Genomic DNA, 26,082 nt, shown 5'->3' with positions numbered 1-26,082 from the left:
TAGGAATCTCGCTTTTGGCAATGCGAGCTAAACTTAACTTTATAGGGAAAAGGAGTGCGAATGCAGGCAGAATCTGGGAAGGGCGTTTATCCCACATTCGCTATAGTTGTACTGGCTTGCGCGTTGGGGTCGCTAACGCAGACTGTTATGAATTCTATGTTGGGCGGCATTCAAGCCGATTTCGGCACCGACGATTATGTGGGACAGTGGCTAACAACTATATTTATGCTGGTAATTGGCATTACCGTGCCACTGGTAACGCATCTTTCGCGCCGATTAAGCATTCGCCAACTTATGCTGCTTTCCATCGGTTTATTCGCTGCGGGCGCAGTAATTGATTGGCTGGCACCAAATTTTGCATTGTTGTTTTTGGGGCGCATTCCGCAAGCTGTAGCTACTGGCATTACGCTTCCCCTTGTAATGACCATTGCCATGACGCGCTTCCCAAAACAACGCACGGGCACAGCTATGGGAATTGCCGGCATAGCAATGGGTTTTGCGCCAAATATTGGTCCGCTAATTGGCGGCGCTTTGGTAGACACTCTGGGTTGGCGTAGTTTCTTTATTATATTGCTGGTTATATTGGTGGTGCTGTTTATAGCCGCTCTTATATTTATTGCATGCGAAGATATACCCGCACACGATGCACATTTGGACATTATCTCATTTGTGGAATCTACCCTCGGCTTCGGCGGGCTGCTTTTGGCTTTCACCAATGCCGCCAGCATGCCTTTACTAGACCCAAATGTTTTGGTGGCAGGTCTGCTGGGTATCGTATTCCTTGTAGCTTTTATTGTTAGGCAGAATCGCATAGAACATCCGCTTATCAACATGCGAATTTTCCGCTCTGCCAGCTATCGCGCAAGTTTTTTCGCGCAAAACTGCCTGTTTGCATCGTTTATGGGCATAACGCTTATAGTGCCGTTGTTTGTAATGAATGTTGGCGGCGGAACGGCGCTTGATGCCGGCATTGTTTTTATTCCTGCCACCATTTTGGCTGTAGTGTTTAACCCGTTGGCAGGCATATTGTCTGACCGCATAGGTGCTAGGCAAGTGGTCATAGGCGGCGCGGTGCTCTTGTGTATTGGTGCTATTAGTATGGCGTTTGTGAACGATACGACCCCGCTGTGGCTGCTTACATGTATGCAGACCGTTCGCGGCATAGGGGTTAGCTTGCTTATAGGACCGCTGAATTCGTGGGGCATGCGCCAATTAGAGCCGCAGAACATGGTTGACGGTAGTGCGTTTTTCACCACTGTGCGTCAAGCGTGCGCATCGCTTGGAACTGCGCTAATGATGCTAGTAATATCGTCTGTTGGCGCAACAGCGCTAGCTTACGATTTTGCGTTTGCGTTTTCCGCTGCGCTATCTTTGTGCGTACTGGTTTGCGCTGTGTGGAAGGTGCGCTAGCTATTCGCACAAGCAATTGCGTCCTACCTTGCGTAGGCGTTGCCCCAACCTTGTGCCCTACCTTGCACCCGACCTTACACAAGCATCGCGTCCTACTTTGAACCCGGTATCGCGAAAACCGATAGCTGTCTATCCGATTCGGGTATTTTGAGAACACCTTGGCATGTCTTAGAATCTTTCACCATGCAAAGAATATTAATAAAGGACACACTTTGATTGAACTAAAAGATCTGAATAAAACTTACAAGACTGCTGCGGGCGAAGTTAATGCCGTGCGCAACATAAACTTGCGTATAGAAGACGGAAGCATCTTTGGAATAATTGGCTTTTCGGGTGCTGGCAAATCTACACTTGTACGCTGCATTAATTTGCTAGAGCGTCCAACAAGCGGTCAAGTTATTATAGATGGAACCGACCTATGTACGCTTGGACGCAAAGAGCTTCGCGAGGCGCGCCGCAAGATTGGCATGATTTTTCAGCAATTCAATCTGCTTTCGCAGCGCACGGTTGAGGCAAACATTCGCTATCCGCTAGAAATTGCGGGTGTCGCGAAAGATAAAGCCGCTAAGCGTGCTGCTGAATTGCTTGAAATGGTAGATTTAGCCGACAAAGCTAAGGCGTATCCGGTGCAGCTTTCCGGCGGGCAAAAGCAACGCGTTGCTATAGCGCGTGCTTTAGCATCGAATCCGCGCATAATACTTTGCGACGAGGCAACCAGCGCTCTTGACCCAATAACCACGCGCTCCATTTTAGAGTTGTTGAAGAAGCTAAACGAACAACTAGGCGTAACCATTGTGGTTATAACTCACGAAATGAAAGTGGTTGAGCAGATTTGCGACCGCGTGTCTGTTATGAGCGACGGATGCATAGTAGAGCAGGGCGCGGTACACGATGTATTCCTTCGCCCTAAATCGGATACGGCAAAGCGCCTAATAGAGCCTTCGCAAAATGCACTTACTATAGACAACACACCCAATTCGCTTCGCCTAGCGTTTACCGGCGAAGAATCGGGCGCGCCGGTTATATCGGATATGACCGTGAAGTGCAATGTCATGGTAAATATTTTGTCTGCCAACACCGAAAATATTGGCGGCAAAGCATTCGGGCAAATGCTTATCCAGCTGCCCGAAGATGCAGATGCACGTGCTCGCATTCGCGACTACCTAGATTCTAGGGGCATTCTGTATGAAGAAAGCGACGATTCACAGGAAAACACTAAGACCGAAGGGGTGGTGCTCTAATGTCACCCGAACTAGTAGCGCTTATCGCTAATGGCGTGTGGGAAACACTTTATATGACAATTGTGTCTACCGTTATTAGCTACATAATTGGAATACCGCTTGGGGTTATTCTCTACATTACGGGCGAAGGCGGAATTCGGCGAAACCGTGCAGTGAATTTAGTGGTAGGCATTATTGTGAACGTGTTGCGCTCTATTCCATTCCTTATTTTGCTTGTGGCTATATTGCCGTTCACGCGTTTTGTTGTGGGTACAACAATTGGCTCTACCGCCACAATTGTTCCTTTGGTTGTGGCTGCTGCGCCATATGTAGCGCGCATGGTGGAATCTTCGCTGAAAGAAATTGATGGTGGGGTGATAGAGGCAGCACGGGCTATGGGCTCGTCTGCATGGCAGATGATTTGGAAAGTGTTTCTGCCAGAAGCAAAGCCTTCGCTTTTGGTAGGAGCCACTATTTCACTTGCAACTATTTTGGGCTATTCGGCAATGGCGGGTTTCGTTGGAGGCGGCGGTCTTGGCGCAATAGCTATTAATTATGGGTATTACCGGTATCAATCTGATGTCATGCTAATTACTGTGGCGTTGCTGGTTGTTATCGTTCAGATATTCCAAGAAGGTGGATTGAAGCTGGTAAACAAAGTAGACAAAAGGCTACGTTAAAAATCAGAAGGAGAGAAAATGAAATTATCTATCGCAAAGAAACTGGGGGTAGTGGCTGTAGCTGGTGCACTTGCTGCGTTCGGTCTTGCAGGATGTTCGTCATCGAATGGCTCTAGTAGCGCATCTAGCAGTAGTGGTGCTACTACTGCAGATACCACTATTACTGTGGGTGCTAGTGCCACGCCGCACGCGCAAATATTAAATGCTGTGGCTGATCAGTTGGCGGAAGAGGGTTATACGCTAAGTGTGGTCGAATATAACGACTACGTTTTGCCCAATACTGCGCTTGAAAGTGGCGAGCTGGACGCAAACTATTTCCAGCATATTACCTACATGAACGACTTTAATGCTGAAAATGGTACGCATTTGGTAAATGCTGCGGGCATTCACTTTGAGCCATTTGGTCTTTATGCTGGTAAAACCGCTAGCATAGATGCTCTGGCTGATGGTGCTACCATTGCCGTTCCGAACGATACTACAAATGAAGCGCGTGCTTTGATGCTGCTTGAGCAAGAGGGTCTTATTAAGTTGAAGGACAACGCTGGTCTTGCTGCTACTGTGGTTGACATTGCCGAGAATCCTAAGAATCTGAAGATTCAAGAGGTTGAAGCCGCACAGCTTCCTCGCGTTCTGGGCGACGTTGATATGGCTGCCATTAACGGCAATTATGCGCTTGAGGCTGGTCTAAATGTAAGCGAAGCCGTTGCTACCGAATCTGATGCAGGCGAGGCTGCAAAGGCTTACGTTAATGTTGTAGCTGTTAAGGAAGGCACCGAAAATTCCGAAAAGATACAAGCACTTGTAAAGGCGCTGCAGAGCGATACCGTGAAGCAATATATTGAAAACACCTACAATGGTGCTGTTGTTGCTCTGTTCTAAATTGCGCTGGTAGCTGGGAACTATTAGAAGACCCGCCTGCTTGGCGGGTCTTTTTTGCGTTTTGAACCTAACGATGCGGGTGCGGTTGAATTTTGCGGCACCTTTGAACTTAACGATGCGGGTATGGTTGAATTTTGCGGCACAGTTAAACTTGATGTTGCAGCGTGGTGCCGCAGCGCCACACTTTAATTCTTCAGCGAATTTAGCGGAGCCGGCATACGACCGCCACGGTGGGCAAATATAGTGCCGGCATGCTGGTTTACTGGCATAACCGGTGCATAGCCCAAAAGACCGCCGAAGTCTAGCCTGTCGCCAACTTTCTTGCCTATTGCGGGTATGATGCGTACCGCTGTCGTTTTGTTGTTAATCATGCCTATGGCTGCCTCGTCGGCAATTATTCCGAAAATCGTTTCGCGGCTAGTGTCGCCGGGTATGGCTATCATATCTAGCCCAACCGAGCATACGCATGTCATAGCTTCTAATTTTTCTAGGCTAAGCGCTCCGCATTCGGCGGCGCGTATCATGCCTGCATCTTCCGACACCGGTATAAAAGCGCCGGACAAGCCGCCCACAGAAGAAGACGCCATAACGCCACCTTTTTTAACAGCATCATTAAGCATGGCAAGTGCCGCTGTGGTGCCGGGGCCCCCGCACGTGCCCACACCTATTGCTTCAAGTATTTCTGCTACCGAATCGCCTTCGGCAGGTGTTGGGGCAAGCGATAAATCTAGTATGCCTTTGGAATATCCCAACCTGCGGGCAGCTTCACGTGCCATCAATTCGCCCGCGCGAGTTATTTTGAAAGCAGTAGCTTTTATAGCTTCGGCTATGTCGGTTATGCCGGCATTTTTTGGCATGTCAGACAATACGGCGCGCACAACGCCCGGGCCGCTTACACCTACGTTTATAACTTCGTCGGCTTCGCCAGACCCGTGGAATGCGCCTGCCATAAATGGATTGTCTTCAACTGCATTGCAGAACACCACCAGTTTGCCTGCACCTATACATTCATTTTGGGCGGTGGCTTTCGCGGTGTCTATAATTACGCCTGCCATGTGCCATATGGCATCCATATTCAGACCCGCGCGCGTGCTTCCTATGTTTACCGACGCGCATACGCGCTGCGTGTCGGCTAGTGCGGAAGGTATAGAGTCCATCAACTTTTCGTCGCCGCGGGAAGCGCCTTTTTGAACTAATGCGCTAAATCCGCCAACAAAGTCTACGCCAACTTCCGATGCTGCGCGGTCCATTGCGCGCGCAACGGGCGACAGGTCGTGCGCTTCTGTGGCGGTACATATTTCTGCAATAGGAGTTACAGAAATGCGCTTGTTAACAATGGGTATGCCAAATTCGCGTTCTAGCTGGTTGGCTGTAGGTACCAAATTTTCAGCGGCGCGCACCATGCGCTCGTATACCTTGTTGGCAAGGCGGTTTATGTCGGTATCTACGCAGCCGCGCAGGTTCAGACTTAGCGTAATGGTACGTATATCAAGGTGCTGTTTGCTAACCATGGCTAGCGTTTCATTTATTTCAGCAGGGGTAAGCCGCATAGTTCTCCATCCGTCGCGTATTGCATCGGTCGATTCTATCATTTCTATTACTCAGCTATATAGCTTAACAGGGCGCTTTTGCCATTTTCCAGTACGCGCGTGTAAGCCGCTAATGGCATTCATGTTGTATATATGCAACAAATTGATATAATTTAACAGTCGCTTGAGGGTAGACTAGAAAAATAGAAGATAGGGTTTCTATACTCTTGCGTTCTTTGAAGATATTTCTTCGAAGAATTCCGCAAGAGTAAGATTAAAACCATCCGCAATCTTTGCAAGGTTACGCAAAGTTACGTTGCGTCTTCCCGCTTCGATCGATGCAAGGTAGGTGCGATCCATGCCTATCTTGTTCGCGAAGCGTTCTTGGCTTATCTCTTCAGCGGCGCGCAGGTTTTTAATGCGTATTCCCACCTGTGTTTGTAAGTAGTTGTGCATGGGAAAAGCGTAACTTGAATGTTGTATAAACAACAACGGACTATATACAACATTTTGGAAAATCTGCGCTACATATCTTGAGATGGGGCAATCGTCGCTAAAGCGCGCTGTACTTGTCTACAAGAGGATGAATAGCTTCTGCTGCGCCTTGGTGCGTGGTTGTGCTTAACCGGCGTGTGCCGGCGTCCTCTTGTACTCTTATTTACCGATTGTTCCGCTTGAATATGAAATGCCTTCAATGGCAGAAGCAGTACAGAAGCACAGAACAGACATGTGGTACGTCGCGCAAGTTCAGGCAGGAGCCGAGATTGCTACGCGCGATAAGTGTTCTCAAATTGTCCCTGCCGATGTAATGCATAGCTGCTTTGTTCCCGAATATGAAACCATGTGGAAAGTTAGGGGCAAATGGCAGAAAGTAAAGCGCCTTCTGTTTAGCGGCTATTTGTTCTTGGTAACAAACGATGCAGACAGGCTTTCTGAGTGGTTAGGGCGCGTGCCTGCCATGACGAAGTTATTGGGCAACGGTGGCGACGCAGTAAGCCCGCTTTCCGACAAAGAGCGCGATTGGTTCTTGTCGTTCATGGATGATTCGCATTGCGTGCGCATGAGCGAGGGCTACATTGAAGGCGACGAGGTGCGCGTAACGCGCGGACCGCTGATGGGCTCTGAGGGGCGCATTCGTAAGATTGATCGCCATAAGCGCAGGGCGTATATAGAAACCACCATGTTTGGTCGCACCATAATGGCTAGCGTGGGGCTAGAGGTGTTCCGGAAAACTACGTAAGTGTGGTGTGCGGGCGTTGTTTAGCCCGTGTTTATGAGCGAAAACCTAGAGCAACAGAAGAGCGGCTGGTATGCAATGGTAACGAAGCCCGGTTTTGCATACGATGTATTGGCGCTTGTAAGAGCCGCTGCTGCTAAGAGTGGGGTAGCGGTGGAGTGCTTTGTTCCCGAGTGTCGGGTTGTGGATGGGCGTGGTGCAAGCAGCGTGGCTGAGCGTCGCGAATTAGCGCCTGTGTGTCTTGTAAAGTTGAATGACAGCCCAGATGGGTTGCTTAACGAAATGAAGAAGACATCTGCCTTGCGCAGATTTGCTGGACGCAAGGCTGAATTTTTGCCGCTGCGCAGTGAAGATGCGGCTTGGATAGACGAAAACGCTGCACCCGAAGGGCACGGGCGCGTGTTTGATATGTCGGAAGGTCACATTGAAAACGGCAGCGTTACTGTTACGTCAGGTCCGCTTGTGGGACGCGAAAACTGGATAGACAAAATTAGCCACAGGAAAAAGCGGGCGCGTTTGCATATAGATATGTTTGGCTCGGCAATGGATGTTGAGATGGGCTTGAAGTTAGTGGGCAAGAAGGCGCATTCATAGGATGCAAGCGGTAGTGGCGCTGGAAACACCAATTACAACCGAAAACAAGACAGTAGCGCCGCAGGTGCGCGTGGGTGCTGGTGCCGACACCAACACCAACGTTCGCACCCAACCCCTACCATACCGCTTCATAAAGCGCACATTCGATATTGTGTTTAGCAGCGCAGTAATAGTGGTTGGGTTTATACCAGCGCTAATACTATCTATTGCAATAGTTATAGATTCTCCGGGTGCAAGCCCAATTTATTCTCAAACTAGACTAGGTAGAGGCGAGAAGCCTTTTAAGATGTATAAGTTTAGAAGCATGATACCTAGTGCAGATGAACTACTACCTGACCTAAAAGATAAAAACGAAGCAACAGGACCTCTGTTTAAGATTAAAGATGATCCACGCGTTACCCGTGTAGGGCACTTCATTAGAAAACACTCAATAGATGAACTACCTCAGTTTCTAAATGTATTTCTAGGACAGCTTTCTTGTGTAGGACCTCGTCCTCCTCTTCCAAGTGAAGTGGCTGAGTATACAGAGCGTGACCGTCTTCGCCTAACAGTAAAACCGGGACTTTCAGGCTATTGGCAAATAAGTGGCAGAAGTGACCTTACATTCAACGACATGGTAAATCTAGATATCGACTACATAAACGATGCGTCCCCTATAACCGATCTAAAAATTATCGGCAAAACTGCTCTAATCATGTTTAAGGGCGATGGGGCTTACTGAGATGGACTTTACTAGACCAAAACGCGTAGAGGTCATGGGAGCACCAATTGATCCTATGACGATGGATGAAACTATAGAATGTGCATGCCGGTTTATAGAATCGGGTAGTTTTGCTCACTTTATAGGCGTGAATGCCGATAAGTATCTTCAGATGAAAGACGATTCATTTATTGATGAGATAGTTCGCAAGTGTGAAGTTATAAACGCCGATGGAGCATCAATAGTAATGGCTGCGCATACACTTGGCATAGATGTTCCAGAACGTGTTACAGGAATAGACTTGATGATAGAGCTTTGCTCTAAACTTGAAAAAGAAAATGTTGGAATATATTTGCTAGGTGCAAAGCAAGACATCGTAGAGAAAACAGCAGCTTGCCTTTTTGAACAGTTTCCAGAGCTATCTATTGTTGGTATCCATAATGGTTATTTTGAAGAAACTGACTATTCAGATATTGTCAAAAATATAAAAGATAGTGGTGCCTCTGTTGTGTTTGTAGGTATAACTTCTCCTAAAAAAGAGCGCCTTATTGAATATTTTCGAAGCCGGGGTTTAGTAGGAGTCTTTGTTGGTGTAGGTGGCTCTTTTGATGTTATATCAGGCGAGATTGCGAGAGCTCCTATGTGGATACAAAAAGCCAAACTAGAGTGGCTTTTCAGGATGGCTAAAGAACCTAAGAGACTATTCAGAAGATACATAGTTGGCAATACTCGCTTTATGGCGCTACTTGCAAAAGAAAAGCTAACGAATAAGAGGTTGGCTGCTTGAAAAAGGTACTAATAGTATTTGGTACTCGTCCAGAGGCAATTAAGATGTGTCCTTTGGTAAAGGAGTTTAAAGCGCATCCTGACAGCTTTGAAACAATAGTGTGTGTAACTGGTCAGCACAGAAGCATGCTAGATCAAGTCTTAAAGGTCTTCGGCGTTGTTCCAGATTACGATTTAGATATAATGCGCACCCAACAAGACCTCTTTGATATAACAAGCAATGTATTGCTTGGGTTTAAGAAAATCATAATTGAAGAAAAGCCAGATATTGTATTGGTTCATGGTGACACCACTACAAGTTTTGCTGCTGCACTTGCTGCTTTTTATCTTCATGTAGAAGTAGGTCATGTAGAAGCTGGTCTTCGCACCTATAACTTGCAGTCTCCTTGGCCAGAAGAATTCAACAGACAAGCAGTTGATATTGTCTCTGATTATCTATTTGCACCAACTGAGGTAGCAAAACAAAACCTTATCTCAGAAGGTAAAAATCCTGACAAAATATTTGTAACTGGCAATACTGGAATTGATGCACTGCGCACTACTGTAAGAGATGATTACAAAAGTGAACTTACAGATTGGGCAGAGGGTAGTCGTCTTATTCTGATTACTGCGCATCGTCGTGAAAACCTTGGTGAGCCAATGCATAACATGTTTAGAGCAATCAGGCGTGTTATGGAAGAGTATGTAGATACTAAGGCAATCTATCCTATACACATGAATCCACAGGTTAGAGAAGCAGCTCACACAGAGCTAGATGGATTTGACAGATTGCGTTTGATTGAGCCTTTGAATGTGGTTGATTTTCATAACTTAATGGCTCGCTCATATCTTATCCTGACCGATTCTGGTGGAATTCAAGAAGAAGCTCCAAGCCTAGGTAAGCCAGTTTTGGTAATGCGGGATACCACCGAGCGCCCTGAAGGTGTAGAAGCTGGAACATTAAAGCTAGTAGGCACTGATGAGAAATCGGTCTATGCGGCATTTAAGGAGCTGCTAGATAGCAGCACAACATATAACTCTATGGCGCATGCATCCAATCCATACGGGGATGGGTTTTCGAGTCGCTATGTAGTGAATTATGTCTCCAAAGCGTATAGATCTTAAAATCGAGGCATTGAGTACGTCCAGGTCATTTTTGGGAACGGCAATTGCCATGATGGGTTTCTATGTAGCGATGATAATGTTGGTATCTAATGATACTGAGTCTCTCTTAATATGTTTTCCTTTTGGAATTATTCTCGTATTAGCTCTAGGATACTTTTTGTTTAAGTGTCTTAATTCAATTGAGTACAACAAGAGACTAGTAATATGTTCGGCAATTTTTTCTGCGGCGTTAGCGATTGCGCTAGTTTTAGGTTGGAATATTGGACAAAATGGTATAGCTTACTTGCAGAGCTACAAAACATGGATCTCTATTGTCGGTTTAATACCAATGTTTACAATAGTCACTAGTAAGGCAATATTGCTTTTAGAAACAAAAGGAAAATCAACAAGAAAAAATGTTTACTCCATTTTTGAAAGAGTTAAGCATCCGTTTCTTGTAATCTGGTTATTCATTTTTATCTGTTGGTTGCCTTGGCTTCTTCTTTTATGGCCAGGAGGGTGGGGATTTGATGCCGGCTATCAAACGCATTGGATTGTAACGGGGGGGGATGATTTCTGCTTGGCATCCTGTTTTGCATACTCTTTGGTTATCTCTTCCAATGTTGATATCGCACAATATATGGGGTACCTATGTTTATGGTTTTGTGTTCTATACGCTTTCGCAGATGTTAGTGACCTCTGCTATATATTCAGCTATCTTACTTACAATAAAGCGGTGGGGTATCCCGCGTTGGGTTTTTGTATTTTCGACTCTGTTTATATGCGTATTTCCTGGATTTGGAATGTGGGCATCATTCCCCATTAAAGATACTATATTTGCGGCGCTATTTGCCTTATGCATAGCGTTATTATTTGATTGTTTTGTATTGCACGAAAAGCCCTGTAAAAAAGAAAAGATGGCATTACTTTGGTGTTTTGTATTATTGATGGCATTATTTAGAAACAATGCGATATACGGAATAGCGATTTTTTTAGTCATTATCACATTGTTTTATAAGCGCTATCGGAAAAGGATTGCTGCGATATTTGGGTCAGTAGTATTAGCGTGCATGGTGATTACGGGACCTTTATATAACATTGTTGGAATTTTGCCTGCTAGTATAGGGGAAATTCTTAATGTGCCCGATGCCCAACTTGCTTTAACGAGAAACAGCGATATTGATTTATCGCAGAAAGACAAAGATTTCATTGATTTCTATGTTCCTCATTGGAGGGATTACTATTCTTGGAATGCCGATCCAGTTAAGCAGGGAGTTCCTGTTGAGTCGATAAAATCAAATTATATGAATTATGCTAGTCAATATTTAAGTATTGGAATTGAACATCCTATCTTATATACAGAGGCATTTTTGAGGCTTAGTGTAGGGTATTGGTCGCCAATGACAGATTATAGACTGTCTGCATTTAGTCATATGGCTCCATATCGCGAGAGCCAGATAAATCCACCTAAGGTTGATCGTTCATCGTATGGGCACATTGTGATTAATCGAAACTCAAAACTTCCTGAGAGCGTAACAGGGATAGTCAAAGATATTGCTTCTTTGAAACCGGAATTGTCTATTCCGATTCTATCGCAGATTTTTCAGGTCGGTACATGGGTCTGGTTGATTATTTTTTACTCAACGGTTTGTATTTATTTTAAGAAGTATAGTTGGCTTATTCCGGTTATTCTATTCTTCTGTTATTGGACAACCGTTATGTTGGGTCCTCTGAGTTGGTATCGATATGCAAATGTTGCTGTTTCGTGTGGTCCGATCTTTCTTGGAGCTTTGTTTGTGATGGGTAAACTATCAATTAGTCAAAGCGGCAATTATCAAATTATGGGCGATGTTTAGATTGTGTAACTATAGGTTACTAGTTGTAAGGCGATTTTATAAACTAGGATTTGGGGTAAGTCTTAAAACGTGTGGGATAATTCACCAAATTTGATATCTGAACTGGCAAAACAAAGAAAGTCTAACCTCGACTCTACGATTGAGGACAAAATGAGGGCACAATAATCTAAGCCCTCCATAGAGTAGCTTTAAAAAAGATGACCAAAAGTCAAAAAGTTGAATATGTTATTAACGGTGTGGGGGAGAGCGGGAACCCATCTCGATGGGTCTATTTGCTAGTTAGCTCTCTCCTTTCTCTTGTCGTTTCTTGCAAACAAGGGGATGGGCTTGTTGGGCTCTCGTTTGTGTCAAAGCACCAAAAGACAGCGATGTCTAAGAGTTGCAAAACTCATAAATCCCCGACATGTACGTATGATGTCTTTGATCTGCCTGTTAAGGCTTTCTGCCACGGCATTTGTACGCCCATATTCCCAAGCGTTCAGAATATAGGGCATACGTTTGTTTATCGTTTTTGCTACCGAGCGTATCTCAGGCACGCTAGTGCGTTTTGCGATAGACATCCATCGCTTCAAGGCAAGTTCCATCTCATCGCGGCTTTTATAGGTCTTGTCAGACCATTCGAAGAAGAGCTGGAGGGTAAGGTAGGCGCATTTAAGTTCATCTGCCCCTTCAGACTTAAAAGCATCTCTTTTACTGGTCGTAAGGCGATTTTATAAACTAGGATTTGGTCAGGAAGTGAATATGCGTATCGTTCAGGTTGGTCCAGGGGAGACGCTTCCGGGCGGTATGTTGTCAGTAGAGCATTTTCTTAGAGACTCGCGTCTAGGAAAACGCTTCGGATTATCTATAGTGGCTACTGCTTCAAAACATCACAAATTACTTTCATTTATATTGGGTTTTTCTCAGATTAAGAAATTGATAAGAATAGGAGAATGCGACTGTGTGCATATTCATATGTCCGAGAATGCCAGTGTGTATAGGGCTTCAATAATAATTCGTTGGATCAAAAACCACTCTCGCTCTCGTGTGATTGTGCATTCGCATGGAGGAAGTGTGCAGTACTTCTTTGATCGTTGCTCTCAAAAAACTCGTAGATTCCTACTCAAAAGTTTGGAACTTATTGATAGCCTTGTTGTTTTGACTCCAGGTTGGGAGAAATGGTGGCGTACTCTCTTACCCAGTTTGAAAATTTCAGTTATTCCGAATGGCGTTAATGTTCCTTTCTTAGATGTGGCAAAAAAGGAAAATGCTAATGTAGTCTTATTTTTGGGTCAGATTTGTGAAGCAAAAGGTGTTTACTGTCTTTTAGATGCTGTGCAAGGGGTAATTGAAAGATTTCCCGAGGTAAATTTTGTTTTTGCTGGAGATGGAGAGATCCAGAAATGCCTAGCATATGCTGAAACTCTTGGTATTAAAGAAAATTGCGTATTTGTTGGATGGGTAGGAAAGCATGAGAAAGAGATTCTTTTAAAGCGCGCTTCCGTTCTAGTACTTCCTTCTAAAGTGGAGTCATTCGGTATAGTTCTTCTTGAGGCTATGGCATATGCTGTCCCTGTTATATGTAGTGACGGGGGCTTTATGCATGAGGTCGTTGACGATAGACAAAATGGCATCGTGTTCTCCTTTGGAGATAGCGTACAGCTGGCTTGTGCGATTTGTGAGATCTTTGAGTTTCCTGGGTGTGCTGTGGAGATGGGGATTAGTGGGCGTAAGAAAGTGGAGGAGGTCTATTCTGCTGATAAGGTGTTAGCTCAATGGGAAAGACTTTATGAGGGTCTACTCCGATGAGTCGTATCTTTTCCCTTGCGTTTGAAAAGAAAAATCTGAGGAGCGTTGCGAACGACAATATAGTTTCATGGAATCACATACTTCTATATGTTATGACGCCGATGCCTATTATAGATTCGTTGAATGGTTATCTGAACGGTGGTGGAAACGAAGGAAATTGGTCTCTCGGTATTACTTATAGGCTGCTAGTAATTTTAGTCTGTATTACTGCTATATGTAGCGATAGAATACGCCGCCGAACCCTTGGTATATATTGTGCCGTTATTTTAGTTATTGTTATGCCGCATATCATTAATCTGGTTTCAAGTACTTTCTTTTTGACTATTACTGTTAAGACCATTCTCCCTATAGTTTGCATTGAGGCTTTCTTGAGGAACGAGAAAGATAGACGTAATGTTCGCAGAACGATTGAAAGGTTACTTAAATATTGGACTGTTCTATTTCCTCTTACTATACTTGTTCCTTTTATCTTGGATGTAGGTTTTCATACTTACAGAGAAGGAGTTGGATATAAAGGGTTTTATTTCGCTCAAAATGACCTCTGTTTTGTATTAGTTATTATGTTCTGTATTTCCTGCTTGAAGGTTTTTCGTAAAATTAGTTTTCCACATGCAACAATCGCTTTGATGAACGGTCTATGTCTTCTTTTGCTTGGCATGAAGAGTGGCTATGTTTTCTTGGTGCTAACTATAATCTATTGCGCTTCAAGGAAAGATATATCTCAAGGTAATCGTTTTTTTGTGTTGCTAGTTATTGGTATCGGAATTATTCTTTTTGGCGTTTTTGCTGCGGACAGTATCAGTCAGATAGTTCAGCGATGGGTATACTTTTTCGATTCTAAAGACACTTTTGTCTCTTTTGCTTCGAGTGGTCGTATTGAAAGAATTGGTATCGTGGCGACAGAATTGGTCTTAGATTACTATCAACCGTTTTGGTTCTTTTTTGGGACAGGGGATGACTATTGTTGGTGTTTTTACTCTTGCGGTCTTATTGAGATGGATTTGTTCGATGTGTTTTTTCAATTTGGCTTTGTAGGGACTGTTTTTCTGTTTGGCTACTACGCGAGTTTTTTTGCAATGAGGTTTAAGTATCGGTGGAGTTGGATTCGTATTTTGCTTATATTCTCTTTCGCCATGTCGTTCTTTGCGGGACATGTTATTAATTCGGCTTTGTCCGGGATGCTTCTATCGGTTTTATGCGCTTTTGCATGGTCAGTTGAACCGTTGGATAAAAGACGAGTTTCTAAATCATGTTTGTTAAATTCAAATAGATTTTACTAGTGTGGCAGGATTGTTTTCTATGAGGAAAGAGAGTTATCGAGTGGTTTGGTTTTAAAATGTTCGCCCAGAAAGGAGCTGGGGTGACTTATTTATTTCGTGGCAATATAGCAATTGTTACTTTGCAAGGAGGAATGAACTACGGTAATAGGCTGCAGAATTATGCAATAGCAAAAATATATGAAAGGCTAGGCTATAGAACTGAATCTCTTCTTAGGGGAGACTCAATAAATCTTACAAGTATAGTTTTTGATCGAATTAGAAGAATTATTAAAGTTAAAAACGCAAGTAATGGTTTCTGTTCAAGTTGGGACCGTAAGGCGTCTTTCGAACGCTTCGCTCGCCATCTTACTTTCCGTAAAACAAACGAAGATGATAAAAAACTCTCAAGTGAGTATGATTATTTTTCTGTAGGCAGTGATCAGGTGTGGAATTTGGGGCGTCTTTCGGATAGAGATTCATGGTTCTATTTGCGATTTGCTCACTTTAATCAACGAATCGCCTTGGCACCAAGTATTGGCGTATCAAATTTGAGTTACTGGCAAATGAAGCGACTTAAAAAAGGGGTTTCTGGTTTCGGTCGCTTATCTGTGCGTGAGCAGCGTGGTGCCGAACTTATCAAACAATGCTCTGGTAGAGATGCGGAAGTAATTTGTGATCCTACATTAATGCTTTCTGCTGGAGAATGGCGCTCTGTATCGGATAATCGTCTTACACCTGATAGACCATATGTGTTTACGTATTTATTAGGTGGTGTAGGGACTGAAGCTGCTGACGTTATAAAGCAGGTTACTGATGACGGAAAAATACCGATTGTTCCGCTTTCGGATCGCGAGAAACCTGAGGAACCGCCTGCGGGACCTGCTGAGTTTATTTCTCTAGTAGATAACGCACAACATGTTGTTACAGATTCATTTCATGCAGCTATCTTTTCTTGTATTTTTCAAACACCACTTACTATTGTTCATCGCGAGAACGAAACTAATATGTTTTCTCGCTTGGAGAGTTTGGCAGATATGTTAGATATCCAGTCTAAAATTTACGGGTCTCTAACATACGATCTTTCTTTGGCGGGAAATTACAGGGGAGTTCCTGAATCCATCGAAAGTGAACGCGAAAAGTTTATGGCATATCTTAAAAGTTGTTTGAATATCTAAATGATATAGTTTTCACTACGTAATGTCATTTTGAATACAGAATCTAGAACCAGCAATGTAAAACGAAATGTGCTATGGGGGCTAGCTGGCACGTTGTCTCTCGCCATTGCTTCTTTTGCTGTGCGAACCGTGTTTGTGTATGCGCTCGGTGTCGAGTATCTTGGCGTAAACGGACTTTTCACGAATGTTTTAGCTGTATTGTCGTTTTCTGAATTGGGAATAGGGGCAGCTATTAATTATGCTCTTTATAAACCTATTTCCGAAGGTGATCAAGAAAAAATTAAGGCTCTTATGGCGTTTTTTAAAAATGCCTATAGAGTTATTGCTGTTGTCGTTGCGGTGTTGGGATTGGCTCTTATTCCGCTTCTTGGGTATTTGGTTAATACCGATATTTCAATGTCAGAAATAAGGATGTATTACCTTGTGTTCCTATTCAATACGGTGTCTTCATATTTTGTTATTTATAAAGCAACTTATGTTAATGCTATTCAGAAAAGTTATCTTGTAAGTAACGTTGACACTTTGGGAACATTAGTAAGCTATATTGCTCAGACTGTAGCAATTGTTGTTTCGAGAAGTTTTTTAATCTATCTTCTAACATCATCTGTTGTATTGCTTACAAAAAATATTTTGATGGCGTTTTATTTCAATAGGCGTTTCCCTGTACTTAAAGAAAAGAGTTCTGAAAAGATAGACCCTAAAACAAGAAAGACGCTATGGAGAAATGTTAAAGCACTGGTTATACACAAGATTGGTGATGTGAGCGTTCATCAAACTGACAACATAATAGTTTCTGTAGCGATTAATACAACTACAGTTGGTCTTTTATCGAATTACACATTAATAACGAGTTTGGTTAGAAAAATGACCAATGCGGTATTTGATGCTTTTGCGGCAAGTTTCGGAAATCTTGTAGCGGAAGATAATTTAGAAAGGAGAGAATCTGTCTTCGATGAATTTGACCTGTTTGGCTATATTCTAAATGGCACAGTGTTTGTTTGCTGCGTCTCGCTTGTCCAGCCATTTGTTGGGCTATGGCTTGGGCAAGATTTGCAATTGGATAAACTAACAGTGTTCTTGCTGTTTCTCTCTGTGTTTCTTGAAGGGCAAACTGCCACTGTATACCAATTAAAAGTGGCGGATGGGCGATTCAAGGAAGATCAATGGGTTGCATTTTTTCAAGCTGTAGTCAATCTCGTTATCAGTATTATAGCTGCTCACTTTATTGGACTTCCAGGAGTGTTTGCGGGAACAATAGTTCAAAGAATGATTGTTGTTTATGTTCGTCCGCATATCGTATACAAGTATGTATTTCAGAAAAGTACAAGGAGATATTACTTTAGATTTTTTCTGAGGACATTACTGATATGTCTAGTTGCTTTTATCGGGTTTAAAATAGCTGCTGCTTTGACTGTTCAGCTGTCTGTTTTTAGTCTTGCGATAGCGGCTTTTACTTCTTTATTACTATCAATGCTTTTCTTTTTTTGTATGTATTTTAGAACGAAAGAATTCAAAGCTTTGGCTAACCGTTTGCGGGGTAGAAAATAATGAATAGCGAAGTAACACCTTTAATGAGCATAATAGTACCTTGTTACAACATGGAACGATATCTTCCTAATATGATGAATTCTGTATTAAATCAAACTTATCCATCTATTGAAGTATTGGCTGTAGATGATGGCTCACAAGATGATACTCTTGCAATATTGCGTCGCTATGAGACTCGCTTTGAAGAATGCGGCTATAAGTTAATAGTTATACACAAGAAAAATGGTGGAGCGGCGTCGGCGATAAACGCAGCGCTACCTCTTTTTTCGGGCGAATATCTTATGTGGGTTGACGGGGATGATATTCTTCTTCCGAATAATGTTAAAAAGAAGGTAGATTTTCTGCAGAATCATCCCGAATACGGGTTCGTTTTATGCAAAGGTGTGGTTGTGTTCGAAGATGATATTTCGACACCATGTTTGCCTATGTGGAGAGTGAAACCTGCAGGTGAAGATACCTTATTTGAAGATTTAGTAATGGAGAGAAATGTTGTCTATGGTCCTGGTGTTGTTGCTGTTAGGGCAGAAGCTATTCGTTCGTCCATTCCCTCTCTTCATATTTTCGAAAGTGTTCAAGGACAAAATTGGCAGTTAATGTTACCTTTAGCATATAGGGAGTGCTGCGGATATATAGATGAAATTTTATTCAAATGTGTAGCTCACACTGATAGTCATTCTCGTAGAGAAAGGACATATAAGGAGTGCATACAGCGACAGTATGATTTTCAAGAATTGATTTGTATCACAATTGAGAGCATTCCTGATATAAATGATATAGAAATTGAAAAATGGCATCGCAAAGTAGCTCTTAAGCATGCGAGAAATAGACTTCGGGAAGCGTATAGGGAAAATAATAGAGTCGATATCGATAAATTTAGAAATGAGATAGCTAGATGTGGTGAGTACAACTTAGAAGACAAATGGCGTCCTCTTTGGTTTATAACTAAGACAAAGAATGCTGTTGTAGAGCGGTTTAAAGCCAAAATTGTTAAACAGAAATTAGAATCAATTCTAAAGAAATAAAAATTCATGATTAATGAATATATTGACGTTGAATCATGTTGCGGTTGTGGAGCTTGCGTGGCTGCATGCTCTCATAATTCAATAATGATGTTTCCTAATGCGGCTGGCTTTTTGTATCCCGTGGTGGATGAGATGACATGCAAGAATTGTGGCTTATGTGTCAGAGTTTGTCCTGTTTTATCATCTTCTGAACGAGATTCAGACACTGCTGTGTTTTGGGCAAAAGCGAAAGATGGGAATCATCTGATATCGTCATCTTCTGGCGGAGTGTTTGGTTTGCTGGCAAAGAGATTTTTGGAGGGCGATAGTGCCGTTTATGGTGCAGCTTTTGCAGACAAGTGCAGGGTAGTACGCCATGTGCGCGTAGATGATGTTTTGAATCTTGATTCAATTATGCGTTCCAAATATGTTCAAAGCGAGATATCTCTTGAAATTTATCGGCAGGTCGAAACGGATATACGTAACGGTAAATATGTGCTGTTTTCTGGAACAGCTTGCCAAGTTTCCGGAATAAGAAAATATCTACTGCAGAAGCGATTGGATATTTCTCGACTTCTTTTGGTCGATGTTATCTGCCACGGTGTTCCTAGTCCGAAGCTTTGGGCGGCATGGCTGGATTTCCTTGTCGAAAACGAGGGATCTAAAATTGACTCTGTCAATTTTAGGAGTAAGTCAACCGGATGGTTGACTTTCTCGCTCTCATACAAGCATGAGAGCGAGAAAGTCAATACGTGTCGCTTTTCTTCTGACTGGTACATGAAAGCATTTCTTTCTAATGCATCTTTGCGTCCGTCGTGTTTTCGTTGTCTGTCTAAACGATCGTGTGGAAGTGATATTACGTTAGGGGACTTCTGGGGGATACAAAGTGTACACTCAGAGATAAACTATGAGAATGGGATTTCTGCCGTAATTGCCAACACCGAAAAGGGATTGACAGCTTTTGAGTTGATATCTGAATTAATTGATTTTGGCGATTCTGGCTTTAGTAAAGTTGTATTTGGTAATCCGGCTTTAATTGCAAGCGTTGAACCGTTTTCTGAGTACGCCAGCTTCATGGATGCAATTAAGAAAGATTGCGATATACGCACAATGCATCATAGATGGAATTTCGAGCCGTCATCTATACAGAAGCTATATAGGAAATTACGTACTTTGAAACAAAAATTGTTTAGCTAATTTAGATCGTTTTCGAGCTACTCCAGCAGGAGATAAACAAAATGAGTCAGTGGGAAACTAAGAAAAAAGCTTTCTTAGAAATATACCGTTCCTCGTTTGCAATAGTGGCAGTTTCAACTGTCATTTTTGCATGTTTGGGGCATTTGTATAGGTGGATGTCTCCGTACTTTTCGCACGATTCTCTGATGATTGATCAGGCGGTAGATATCGCTCATAACATTGCTATTGGAAGATTTCTAATTCCTTTGTACATATATTTACGTGGGGAAATAACTGCTCCCTTTCTTATTGGTGTTATTTCTACTCTGTTTTTAGTGTTTTCGAATTTTCTTATAGTAAAGCTATTAGGTATAAAAGATCGCGTATGTATAGTTTTATTATGTGGTCTTCTAACTGTTAATGCGACCATCATTTTAGTTAATGCTACATATATAAACTTTCTAGATAGCATGATATTGGCACTTTTCTTGGCAGTTGCTGGTGTATATGTTTGCAAAAGATTTCGTTTAGGGTTTCTGGGTGCAACTCTTTTATTTGCTGCTTCGATGGGTTTGTATCAATCGTATATGCAAGTGGCTGCTTGTTTGACGCTTCTGGTTTCTCTCAGAATGGCTATCGAAGGTGATTCCTTGCGTTCTGTATCGGCTTTTATCTTAAAAGCTCTAGTTGCTGCAGTTGTGGGATGTTTGTTTTATTATGCTGGAACTCGGGTAGCTATATCTATAACAGGCATAGCTGAATCTGCAGCTTATAATTCTGTTGGTTCTCTTGCGTCTCTGAGCGACGTCAATATTTTATCGGAGCTACAAAAATGGTATATGCAGCCTATAAATTATCTGCTATTTCCAGAAACTCATGCAGCGAAACTAGTTGGGTTTTGTGATCTGTTATTAATTGTTATGTTTGTCTTGGGTGCTATTTGGCTTGTACGTCCGCATAGGAAAAACAGTCTGGATAGGTTTATAGCTGCTTTATTAATTCTAATATTACTGCCATTGTCAGTGTCAGTTTTTAATTTGACAATGGATGGCGGACAGCATGGATTAATGATTTATGCTTTCTTTCTGATTTATCCAGCTTTTGTGATGGTTTTAGAGTTATTAATTTGTCGAGTAAAAGGGTCGGTATATCCTACGAAAATATCTTTCTTATCAGATAAGAGCTTAACTTGGATTGGGATAGTGAAAGTAGTCTCTATCATTGTTCTTGCTGGTATTTGTGTAAGTAATATTATTTATGCAAATCAAGTTTACTTAAAGAAAGATTTAGAAGGCCAAGCAACACTGTCTGTAATGACGCGTGTGGCATCTGATATGGAATCAGTTGAAGGATATATACATGGGGAGACTCCTGTAATTATTGTAGGTAACCTTACTGAAAACCCAGCTTTTACAGGAGCTAGAAAGGGATTTCCTCCAGAAGGATTACCGTTTAATGAACAACTCTATGCGACTGGATTGGGTAGAAAAGTTTCAACTACTTATATCAAAACTTATGCATATTATTTTGATTTCGTTCTTGGTTGTCCAATCAAGCTAGCTACCGATGACAGTATAGTTTCACCTATTAAACAATCTGATGCAGTAAAAAACATGCCTGCTTTTCCATCCGATAAGTGTTGTCAGATGATTGATGGCGTTCTAGTTGTTAAGCTATCTTAAGGCTTCTGTGATGAGTAACTGGATTAAACTGCTTAGAGTCAAGCATTGGTTGAAAAACCTGCTTGTATTCTTTCCGCTTGTATTTTCTGGTAGATTACTGGATGTTCACGAACTTTGGTTAGCCACAGCTTCTTTTGTGTCGTTTTGTTTTGCGGCATCTGCTGTTTATATACTAAACGATATACGAGATGTTGACTTAGATAGACTTCATCCCAGAAAAAAGAACAGACCATTGGCAAGTGGAGCAATTAGCATCAAACCCGCAATTGGAGTCATGGTCGCTCTTTTTATATTTGCAATATGTATTCCTGTAGTATTTGCTAGCAATATTGCTTTGACATGTGCTTTGTTAGCAGTGTATGTATTAGTTAATATAGCCTATAGCTTAGGTTTGAAAAACGTTCCTTTAGCTGATGTTGTTATATTGGCATCAGGGTTTATATTACGTGTCCTATTCGGTGGTGTTTTTTGTAACATAGCAGTTTCTTCATGGCTTTTCTTAACAGTGCTCTCTCTTTCGCTTTTTCTTGCTCTAGGAAAAAGAAGAGGAGAGCTATTGCGTCATGGCGCTGGATACAGAAAAAGCTTAGAAGCCTACTCTATATCGTTTCTAGACAAGAATATGTATGTTTATATGGGGTTAGGACTTATGTTTTATTCACTGTGGACTTTTGAGCGCATTGGAGAATTTGCTGGGGGAATTGAGTTGTCTTCAGCTTTGCCAATATGCGGGATACTTCTAGCTATGATTGCTTGTCTTCGCTATACGATGGATACTGAAAACCCTCAATGTGATGGAGATCCTATCGAAGTAGCATTGAAAGATAAAGCATTTCTTTTAATAGCTGTTTTGTGGGCAATAGTTATGATATTGAGCATCTATATTCCATTTGTATGACATTACAGCAGCAAAACTTAAAGGCGCCTGTTCGCCAATCTAATATGGAACTTCTACGTATAGTGGCAATGTTTTTCATTGTTGTATTTCATTGTGCATACAAGAGTTCTATACCCTGTGATTCTTTGACGATAAACACATTCTGTGTAAAGGCTATGTGGTATTTAGGCGAGTTGGGTGTGAACCTATTTATGCTTGTTACTGGATATTTCATGGTGACGGGATCTTTTAAGGGAAGAAAGCTGATACTTTTAGTGTGTCAGGTACTTTTCTATTGGTGGTTATGTGTAGCTATAGGTAGTGCTTTAGGGATATATACTTTCCCGGAAGCTAAAAATAATGCGATATTGCAACTGTTTCCTATTCTTACCGGTAAATATTGGTATGTTACAGCCTATGTGGTTATATACATCTTAAGTCCATGGATTAATCGCTTTATTCAATGTGTATCGCAGCGCTCTTTACTTAGCTTTTTGTTAGTTATGTTTCTGCTTTATAGTGTAGTTCCAACACTCTTTGGACTTTTGGGAGTAAAAGTTGAGGGAATGCTTTTTTATACTAGATTAATATGGCTATTTATCATTTATATAGCTGGGGCATATCTAAGGCTTTATCCATTAAAAACTTTTAGTAATTGGCGCATACCAGCCATTGTATCTTCTGTATGCATACTAATCATGCTTATAACCATTGTTGCAATAGCTACGCATCCAACATTCTTTGCAAAACTTGGTGTTACTGAATGGACATATTTTTGGCCTCCAAATACTATCCCAATGGCAATTCTGAGTGTGGGAGTATTTGGGTTGTTTTTAAACTTTAACATTCCCAATAATCGCTTTATAAACCGCATAGCATCGACAACACTTGGGATATATCTTTTACACGATAGCGTATTGCAATCTTATATTTGGCGGGGGGGTTATTCAATGCGGCATCTCTTGTAGGAGAACCATTGTTGATACCCTATATTCTGTTTGCAGGTATTTGTGTTTTTATGTTCGGAGTTCTTATAGATCTTATACGCCAGCTTTTGGAAGTGCTTATCATACGTCCTATCTTGGCGAGTGGAGCATGTGGACGCATTATGACAGCGATTAAGCAAAAATCGCTTTCTGCATTAGATAAATTGACAGAGCTTTAAGGTTCAATTGGGGTAAGTCTTAAAACGTGTGGGGAAAATAACCAAATCCTATGTCTGAACAGGTTAAATAAAGAAAATCTAACCTTAAGTCTACGTTCGGGGATAAAATGAGGGTATAAAAACATAAGCTCTCTTTAAGAGTAGCTTTAAAAAATGACTAATACAGCTAAAACTGAATGTGCGGTCTTTCTGAAATCTGTGTTGGCGATAAGTTCAAAACATTCAGCGCGACTCTATGGACATTTGACCTACAGAGAATTAGACTAAACCTATCAGTGCCCACCCAAGCCTCTCAACGATGCTGAAATGCGGTGGGCCTTCCTATAGCTGCGGGAGGAAATCGATGTTGTCCGATAAGCCATTCCGAACACTAGAAGAACTCTGTGACATACTTGTAAACAAGAGAGGTTTGGCATGTGATGATATCGGATTGCTGAAAGGCTTTCTTGCAAAAACCAACTATTATAGATTTTCGGGTTATGCTCGCGAGTTTCAAGTTGATCCTAGGTATGGAGACAACCGCTTTATCAATGGCTCATCTTTCGAGAGCATCAACGAGGTCGTAAGGTTAGACTCGAAAATGAGATTGCTTTTGATGGAGCAGCTATCCGTGATTGAAATTGCAGTTCGCGCCTTAATTGCTCACGAGTATGGTCGTGCCTATGGAGAAAAGGCATTCTATCTGGACGCCAACTTTTACCACCAGAGTGACAATTCCAAAGAGGATAGACCGTTCGATATTGTAAAGAACATCCTGTCCGATCTTTCTCGAGATAAGGGCAATATGGTTTCTAGGTATGTTGACGAGTCGGGGGCGGGAGAAGACTTTGATAGCAGAATTAGGCGCTATGCCAACGTTCCTATATGGGTTGCTGTGGAAGTTGTTTCTTTCGGAAGAATCTCCAACATGATTTCCTACGCAAAGGATTTGGAGCCAGCAAAAGCTGCTGCCGGCACTCTTGGTGTTCAATGGGCTCCTTTTGCAGACGTGATTCATTCTTTCTCTGTCCTCAGAAACCTCTGTGCACATCATCGACAGCTTTGGAATAGGAGAATGGGTATTCTCTGTCCGGTTCAGAAGAAGCTGAAGCCGAGAAATATCAAGTTCGATTCTACCAGTGCTTACTGTCAGTTGCTCATGGCGAATCATTACAGACAGAAGATTGATGGAGACACCTCCGTCGCGCATAAGATTGAATCTGTCCTTGCCGAGAGTGAGCCCTATTCAAAGGGCTTCAGAATGCCGAATCCGAAGTAGCGAATCTGACATTGTGGAGAAGCTGGTTTTGATTTAAATGCTGACCTTTTCAAAATTTGTGTTGGCGATAAGCTTAAAATATTAACTTGACTAGGTATTTTGTATGAAAACTAAGGTAGCAACACCAGATTCAAAAAGCCTTTTAAGACTTACCCCTTTTTACTGATACAGAATTGATGTCGATGATATACTCCTAAAAATCAAAAAGAATTTAAGTTTTAGGAGTAAGCTATAAAAGATACAAAGCTTATAAAGCGTCAGTAGTATCTTAATAGGGCACTTATGTTTCGAGATTCCGATCGTATTTAGGTGGATATAGAACATCTGACATAGGCAGGCTTTTTGAAAATGCCGTCTATCTTCAACTTCTGTACGAAAACTGGCAAGTCCATGTCGGTAAAATTTACAATAAAGAAGTTGACTTTGTGGCAATAAAAGACGGCAGGGTTGTCTATATCCAAGTTGCTGATGAGATATTTTCGGATAAAACTAGAGAACGCGAAGTGCAACCACTTGAATCAATTCGAGACGCTTATGAGAAAATTATCGTTGTTCGTCAAGGTTCTTATGAAACCGATATCAACGGTATTAAGATAGTTCCCGCCCGCGATTTTTTCATAAAGGATTAATTTGCGCCGTTGAGCTATTTAGCTGCCAATATTTAGGGTTTCATTTTAGGTCTTTTATCCGCGATCTGGATATAGACATCTAGGGTCCATGTATAAGGATTGTTGTCATAGATGTTTCTCTCAATTGCTATTTGTTGAAAGACTTTACAAGGCGCCTCTTTCAAACAGGGTAAGTCTTAAAACGTGTGGGATAATTAGCCAAATCCAATGTCTGACCAGGTAAAACAAAGAGAATCTAACCTCAAGTCAATACTTGAGGGCAAAAAGAGGGCACACAAACCTAAGCCCTCCTTAGAGCAGCTTTAAAAAAGATGACCAAAAGCCAAAAAATCGAATATGCTACGACTTGCGTGGGGGAGGCATCGAGCCCATCTCAATTGACCTGTTGTTCGCTAGTTAGCATCCTCCTTTCTCTTGTCACTTCTTGTAAACAGCGGGATGGGCTTGTTGGGTTCTCGTTTGTGTCCAAGCACCAGCAAGCAGCGACGTCTCAGCGCCTCAAAGCTCATAAAGCCCCGGCAGTTGCGGATGATGTCTTTGATTTGACGGT

General features: G+C 42.1%; 25 protein-coding genes and 1 pseudogene. 23 read left to right on the top strand and 3 right to left on the bottom strand.

The genetic code is table 11. The features are described from left to right. Positions 1 to 60: 60 nt before the first annotated feature. From G7Y37_RS04380 to G7Y37_RS09265, 5 genes are all read left to right on the top strand, one after another. Complete coding sequence (locus G7Y37_RS04380) at positions 61 to 1,410, top strand: DHA2 family efflux MFS transporter permease subunit (protein WP_165062258.1); 1,350 nt, start codon at positions 61 to 63, stop codon at positions 1,408 to 1,410. A 212-nt stretch (positions 1,411 to 1,622) separates the two neighbouring features. Then, positions 1,623 to 2,651: a methionine ABC transporter ATP-binding protein gene (locus G7Y37_RS04375; RefSeq protein WP_165062257.1), complete on the top strand. Its 1,029-nt coding sequence runs from the start codon at positions 1,623 to 1,625 to the stop codon at positions 2,649 to 2,651. Beyond that, the gene (locus tag G7Y37_RS04370) at positions 2,651 to 3,310 is read left to right on the top strand and encodes a methionine ABC transporter permease (RefSeq protein WP_165062255.1); all 660 of its coding nucleotides are present in this window, start codon (positions 2,651 to 2,653) and stop codon (positions 3,308 to 3,310) included. The genes G7Y37_RS04375 and G7Y37_RS04370 overlap by 1 nt, the downstream gene beginning before the upstream one ends. Positions 3,311 to 3,328: 18 nt before the next feature. Beyond that, the gene (locus G7Y37_RS04365; RefSeq protein ID WP_165062253.1) at positions 3,329 to 4,189 is read left to right on the top strand and encodes a MetQ/NlpA family ABC transporter substrate-binding protein; all 861 of its coding nucleotides are present in this window, start codon (positions 3,329 to 3,331) and stop codon (positions 4,187 to 4,189) included. 54 nt (positions 4,190 to 4,243) lie between these two features. Beyond that, positions 4,244 to 4,378 (top strand): hypothetical protein, encoded by a 135-nt coding sequence (locus G7Y37_RS09265; RefSeq protein ID WP_255463930.1) that lies wholly within the window; start codon positions 4,244 to 4,246, stop codon positions 4,376 to 4,378. Here G7Y37_RS09265 and G7Y37_RS04360 read toward each other — a convergent pair. Both G7Y37_RS04360 and G7Y37_RS04355 read right to left on the bottom strand, forming a co-directional pair. Further along, a complete protein-coding gene (locus G7Y37_RS04360; protein ID WP_165062310.1) occupies positions 4,375 to 5,739 on the bottom strand; it encodes a PFL family protein in 1,365 nt (454 codons plus the stop codon). The two genes, G7Y37_RS09265 and G7Y37_RS04360, sit on opposite strands and share 4 nt — an antisense overlap. 198 nt (positions 5,740 to 5,937) lie before the next feature. Beyond that, positions 5,938 to 6,174 (bottom strand): helix-turn-helix domain-containing protein, encoded by a 237-nt coding sequence (locus G7Y37_RS04355; protein WP_165062250.1) that lies wholly within the window; start codon positions 6,172 to 6,174, stop codon positions 5,938 to 5,940. Positions 6,175 to 6,412: 238 nt separating this feature from the next. Between G7Y37_RS04355 and loaP the strand changes: the two genes are divergently transcribed. From loaP to G7Y37_RS04320, 6 genes are all read left to right on the top strand, one after another. After that, positions 6,413 to 6,958: an antiterminator LoaP gene (loaP, locus tag G7Y37_RS04350; RefSeq protein ID WP_241156000.1), complete on the top strand. Its 546-nt coding sequence runs from the start codon at positions 6,413 to 6,415 to the stop codon at positions 6,956 to 6,958. Between the two features lie 33 nt (positions 6,959 to 6,991). After that, complete coding sequence (locus tag G7Y37_RS04345; protein ID WP_165062248.1) at positions 6,992 to 7,549, top strand: hypothetical protein; 558 nt, start codon at positions 6,992 to 6,994, stop codon at positions 7,547 to 7,549. Between the two features lies 1 nt (position 7,550). After that, a complete protein-coding gene (locus tag G7Y37_RS04340) occupies positions 7,551 to 8,270 on the top strand; it encodes a sugar transferase (protein ID WP_165062246.1) in 720 nt (239 codons plus the stop codon). A 1-nt stretch (position 8,271) separates the two neighbouring features. Continuing rightward, the gene (locus tag G7Y37_RS04335; RefSeq protein ID WP_165062244.1) at positions 8,272 to 9,036 is read left to right on the top strand and encodes a WecB/TagA/CpsF family glycosyltransferase; all 765 of its coding nucleotides are present in this window, start codon (positions 8,272 to 8,274) and stop codon (positions 9,034 to 9,036) included. Next, positions 9,033 to 10,139, top strand: a complete 1,107-nt coding sequence (wecB, locus tag G7Y37_RS04330) for a non-hydrolyzing UDP-N-acetylglucosamine 2-epimerase (RefSeq protein WP_165062242.1) — start codon at positions 9,033 to 9,035, stop codon at positions 10,137 to 10,139. Before G7Y37_RS04335 ends, wecB begins: the two co-directional genes overlap by 4 nt. A 548-nt stretch (positions 10,140 to 10,687) precedes the next feature. Continuing rightward, on the top strand, positions 10,688 to 11,974 hold the full coding sequence (locus tag G7Y37_RS04320; protein ID WP_370514599.1) for a DUF6020 family protein: 1,287 nt from the start codon (positions 10,688 to 10,690) through the stop codon (positions 11,972 to 11,974). 347 nt (positions 11,975 to 12,321) lie between these two features. Here G7Y37_RS04320 and G7Y37_RS04315 read toward each other — a convergent pair. Further along, positions 12,322 to 12,633: pseudogene (locus G7Y37_RS04315) on the bottom strand (transposase); the annotation flags it as partial. An 82-nt stretch (positions 12,634 to 12,715) separates the two neighbouring features. On the opposite strand from G7Y37_RS04315, the gene G7Y37_RS04310 reads away from it, so the two are divergent. From G7Y37_RS04310 to G7Y37_RS04255, 12 genes are all read left to right on the top strand, one after another. Next, a complete protein-coding gene (locus G7Y37_RS04310) occupies positions 12,716 to 13,762 on the top strand; it encodes a glycosyltransferase family 4 protein (RefSeq protein WP_370514598.1) in 1,047 nt (348 codons plus the stop codon). Next, positions 13,759 to 15,042, top strand: coding sequence for an O-antigen ligase family protein (locus tag G7Y37_RS04305; protein WP_165062234.1), 1,284 nt, complete (start codon positions 13,759 to 13,761; stop codon positions 15,040 to 15,042). The genes G7Y37_RS04310 and G7Y37_RS04305 overlap by 4 nt, the downstream gene beginning before the upstream one ends. An 80-nt stretch (positions 15,043 to 15,122) precedes the next feature. Continuing rightward, a complete protein-coding gene (locus G7Y37_RS04300) occupies positions 15,123 to 16,196 on the top strand; it encodes a polysaccharide pyruvyl transferase family protein (protein ID WP_165062233.1) in 1,074 nt (357 codons plus the stop codon). Positions 16,197 to 16,226: 30 nt separating this feature from the next. After that, a complete protein-coding gene (locus G7Y37_RS04295; RefSeq protein WP_165062231.1) occupies positions 16,227 to 17,744 on the top strand; it encodes a lipopolysaccharide biosynthesis protein in 1,518 nt (505 codons plus the stop codon). Continuing rightward, positions 17,744 to 18,766 (top strand): glycosyltransferase family A protein, encoded by a 1,023-nt coding sequence (locus G7Y37_RS04290; RefSeq protein ID WP_165062229.1) that lies wholly within the window; start codon positions 17,744 to 17,746, stop codon positions 18,764 to 18,766. The genes G7Y37_RS04295 and G7Y37_RS04290 overlap by 1 nt, the downstream gene beginning before the upstream one ends. A 6-nt stretch (positions 18,767 to 18,772) precedes the next feature. Further along, positions 18,773 to 19,942, top strand: coding sequence for a Coenzyme F420 hydrogenase/dehydrogenase, beta subunit C-terminal domain (locus tag G7Y37_RS04285; RefSeq protein WP_165062227.1), 1,170 nt, complete (start codon positions 18,773 to 18,775; stop codon positions 19,940 to 19,942). A gap of 41 nt (positions 19,943 to 19,983) precedes the next feature. Beyond that, entirely contained in the window at positions 19,984 to 21,603 is a 1,620-nt protein-coding gene (locus G7Y37_RS04280) for a glucosyltransferase domain-containing protein (RefSeq protein ID WP_165062224.1), read from the top strand. A 10-nt stretch (positions 21,604 to 21,613) separates the two neighbouring features. Beyond that, positions 21,614 to 22,501 (top strand): decaprenyl-phosphate phosphoribosyltransferase, encoded by an 888-nt coding sequence (locus G7Y37_RS04275; protein WP_165062222.1) that lies wholly within the window; start codon positions 21,614 to 21,616, stop codon positions 22,499 to 22,501. Further along, the gene (locus G7Y37_RS04270) at positions 22,498 to 23,448 is read left to right on the top strand and encodes an acyltransferase (protein ID WP_370514601.1); all 951 of its coding nucleotides are present in this window, start codon (positions 22,498 to 22,500) and stop codon (positions 23,446 to 23,448) included. Before G7Y37_RS04275 ends, G7Y37_RS04270 begins: the two co-directional genes overlap by 4 nt. An 8-nt stretch (positions 23,449 to 23,456) precedes the next feature. Further along, a complete protein-coding gene (locus G7Y37_RS04265; protein WP_165062218.1) occupies positions 23,457 to 23,645 on the top strand; it encodes a hypothetical protein in 189 nt (62 codons plus the stop codon). A gap of 343 nt (positions 23,646 to 23,988) precedes the next feature. After that, positions 23,989 to 24,903: an Abi family protein gene (locus G7Y37_RS04260; protein ID WP_165062216.1), complete on the top strand. Its 915-nt coding sequence runs from the start codon at positions 23,989 to 23,991 to the stop codon at positions 24,901 to 24,903. A gap of 425 nt (positions 24,904 to 25,328) precedes the next feature. Continuing rightward, entirely contained in the window at positions 25,329 to 25,532 is a 204-nt protein-coding gene (locus tag G7Y37_RS04255; protein ID WP_165062214.1) for a hypothetical protein, read from the top strand. The last annotated feature ends 550 nt before the right edge of the window (positions 25,533 to 26,082 follow it).

Origin of the sequence: Adlercreutzia sp. ZJ154, assembly GCF_011039055.1 — a bacterium.
Classification (GTDB): Bacteria; Actinomycetota; Coriobacteriia; order Coriobacteriales; family Eggerthellaceae; genus Adlercreutzia_A.
Note: the sequence above shows the minus strand (reverse complement) of the source record. Positions and strands in the feature narration are given on the sequence as shown.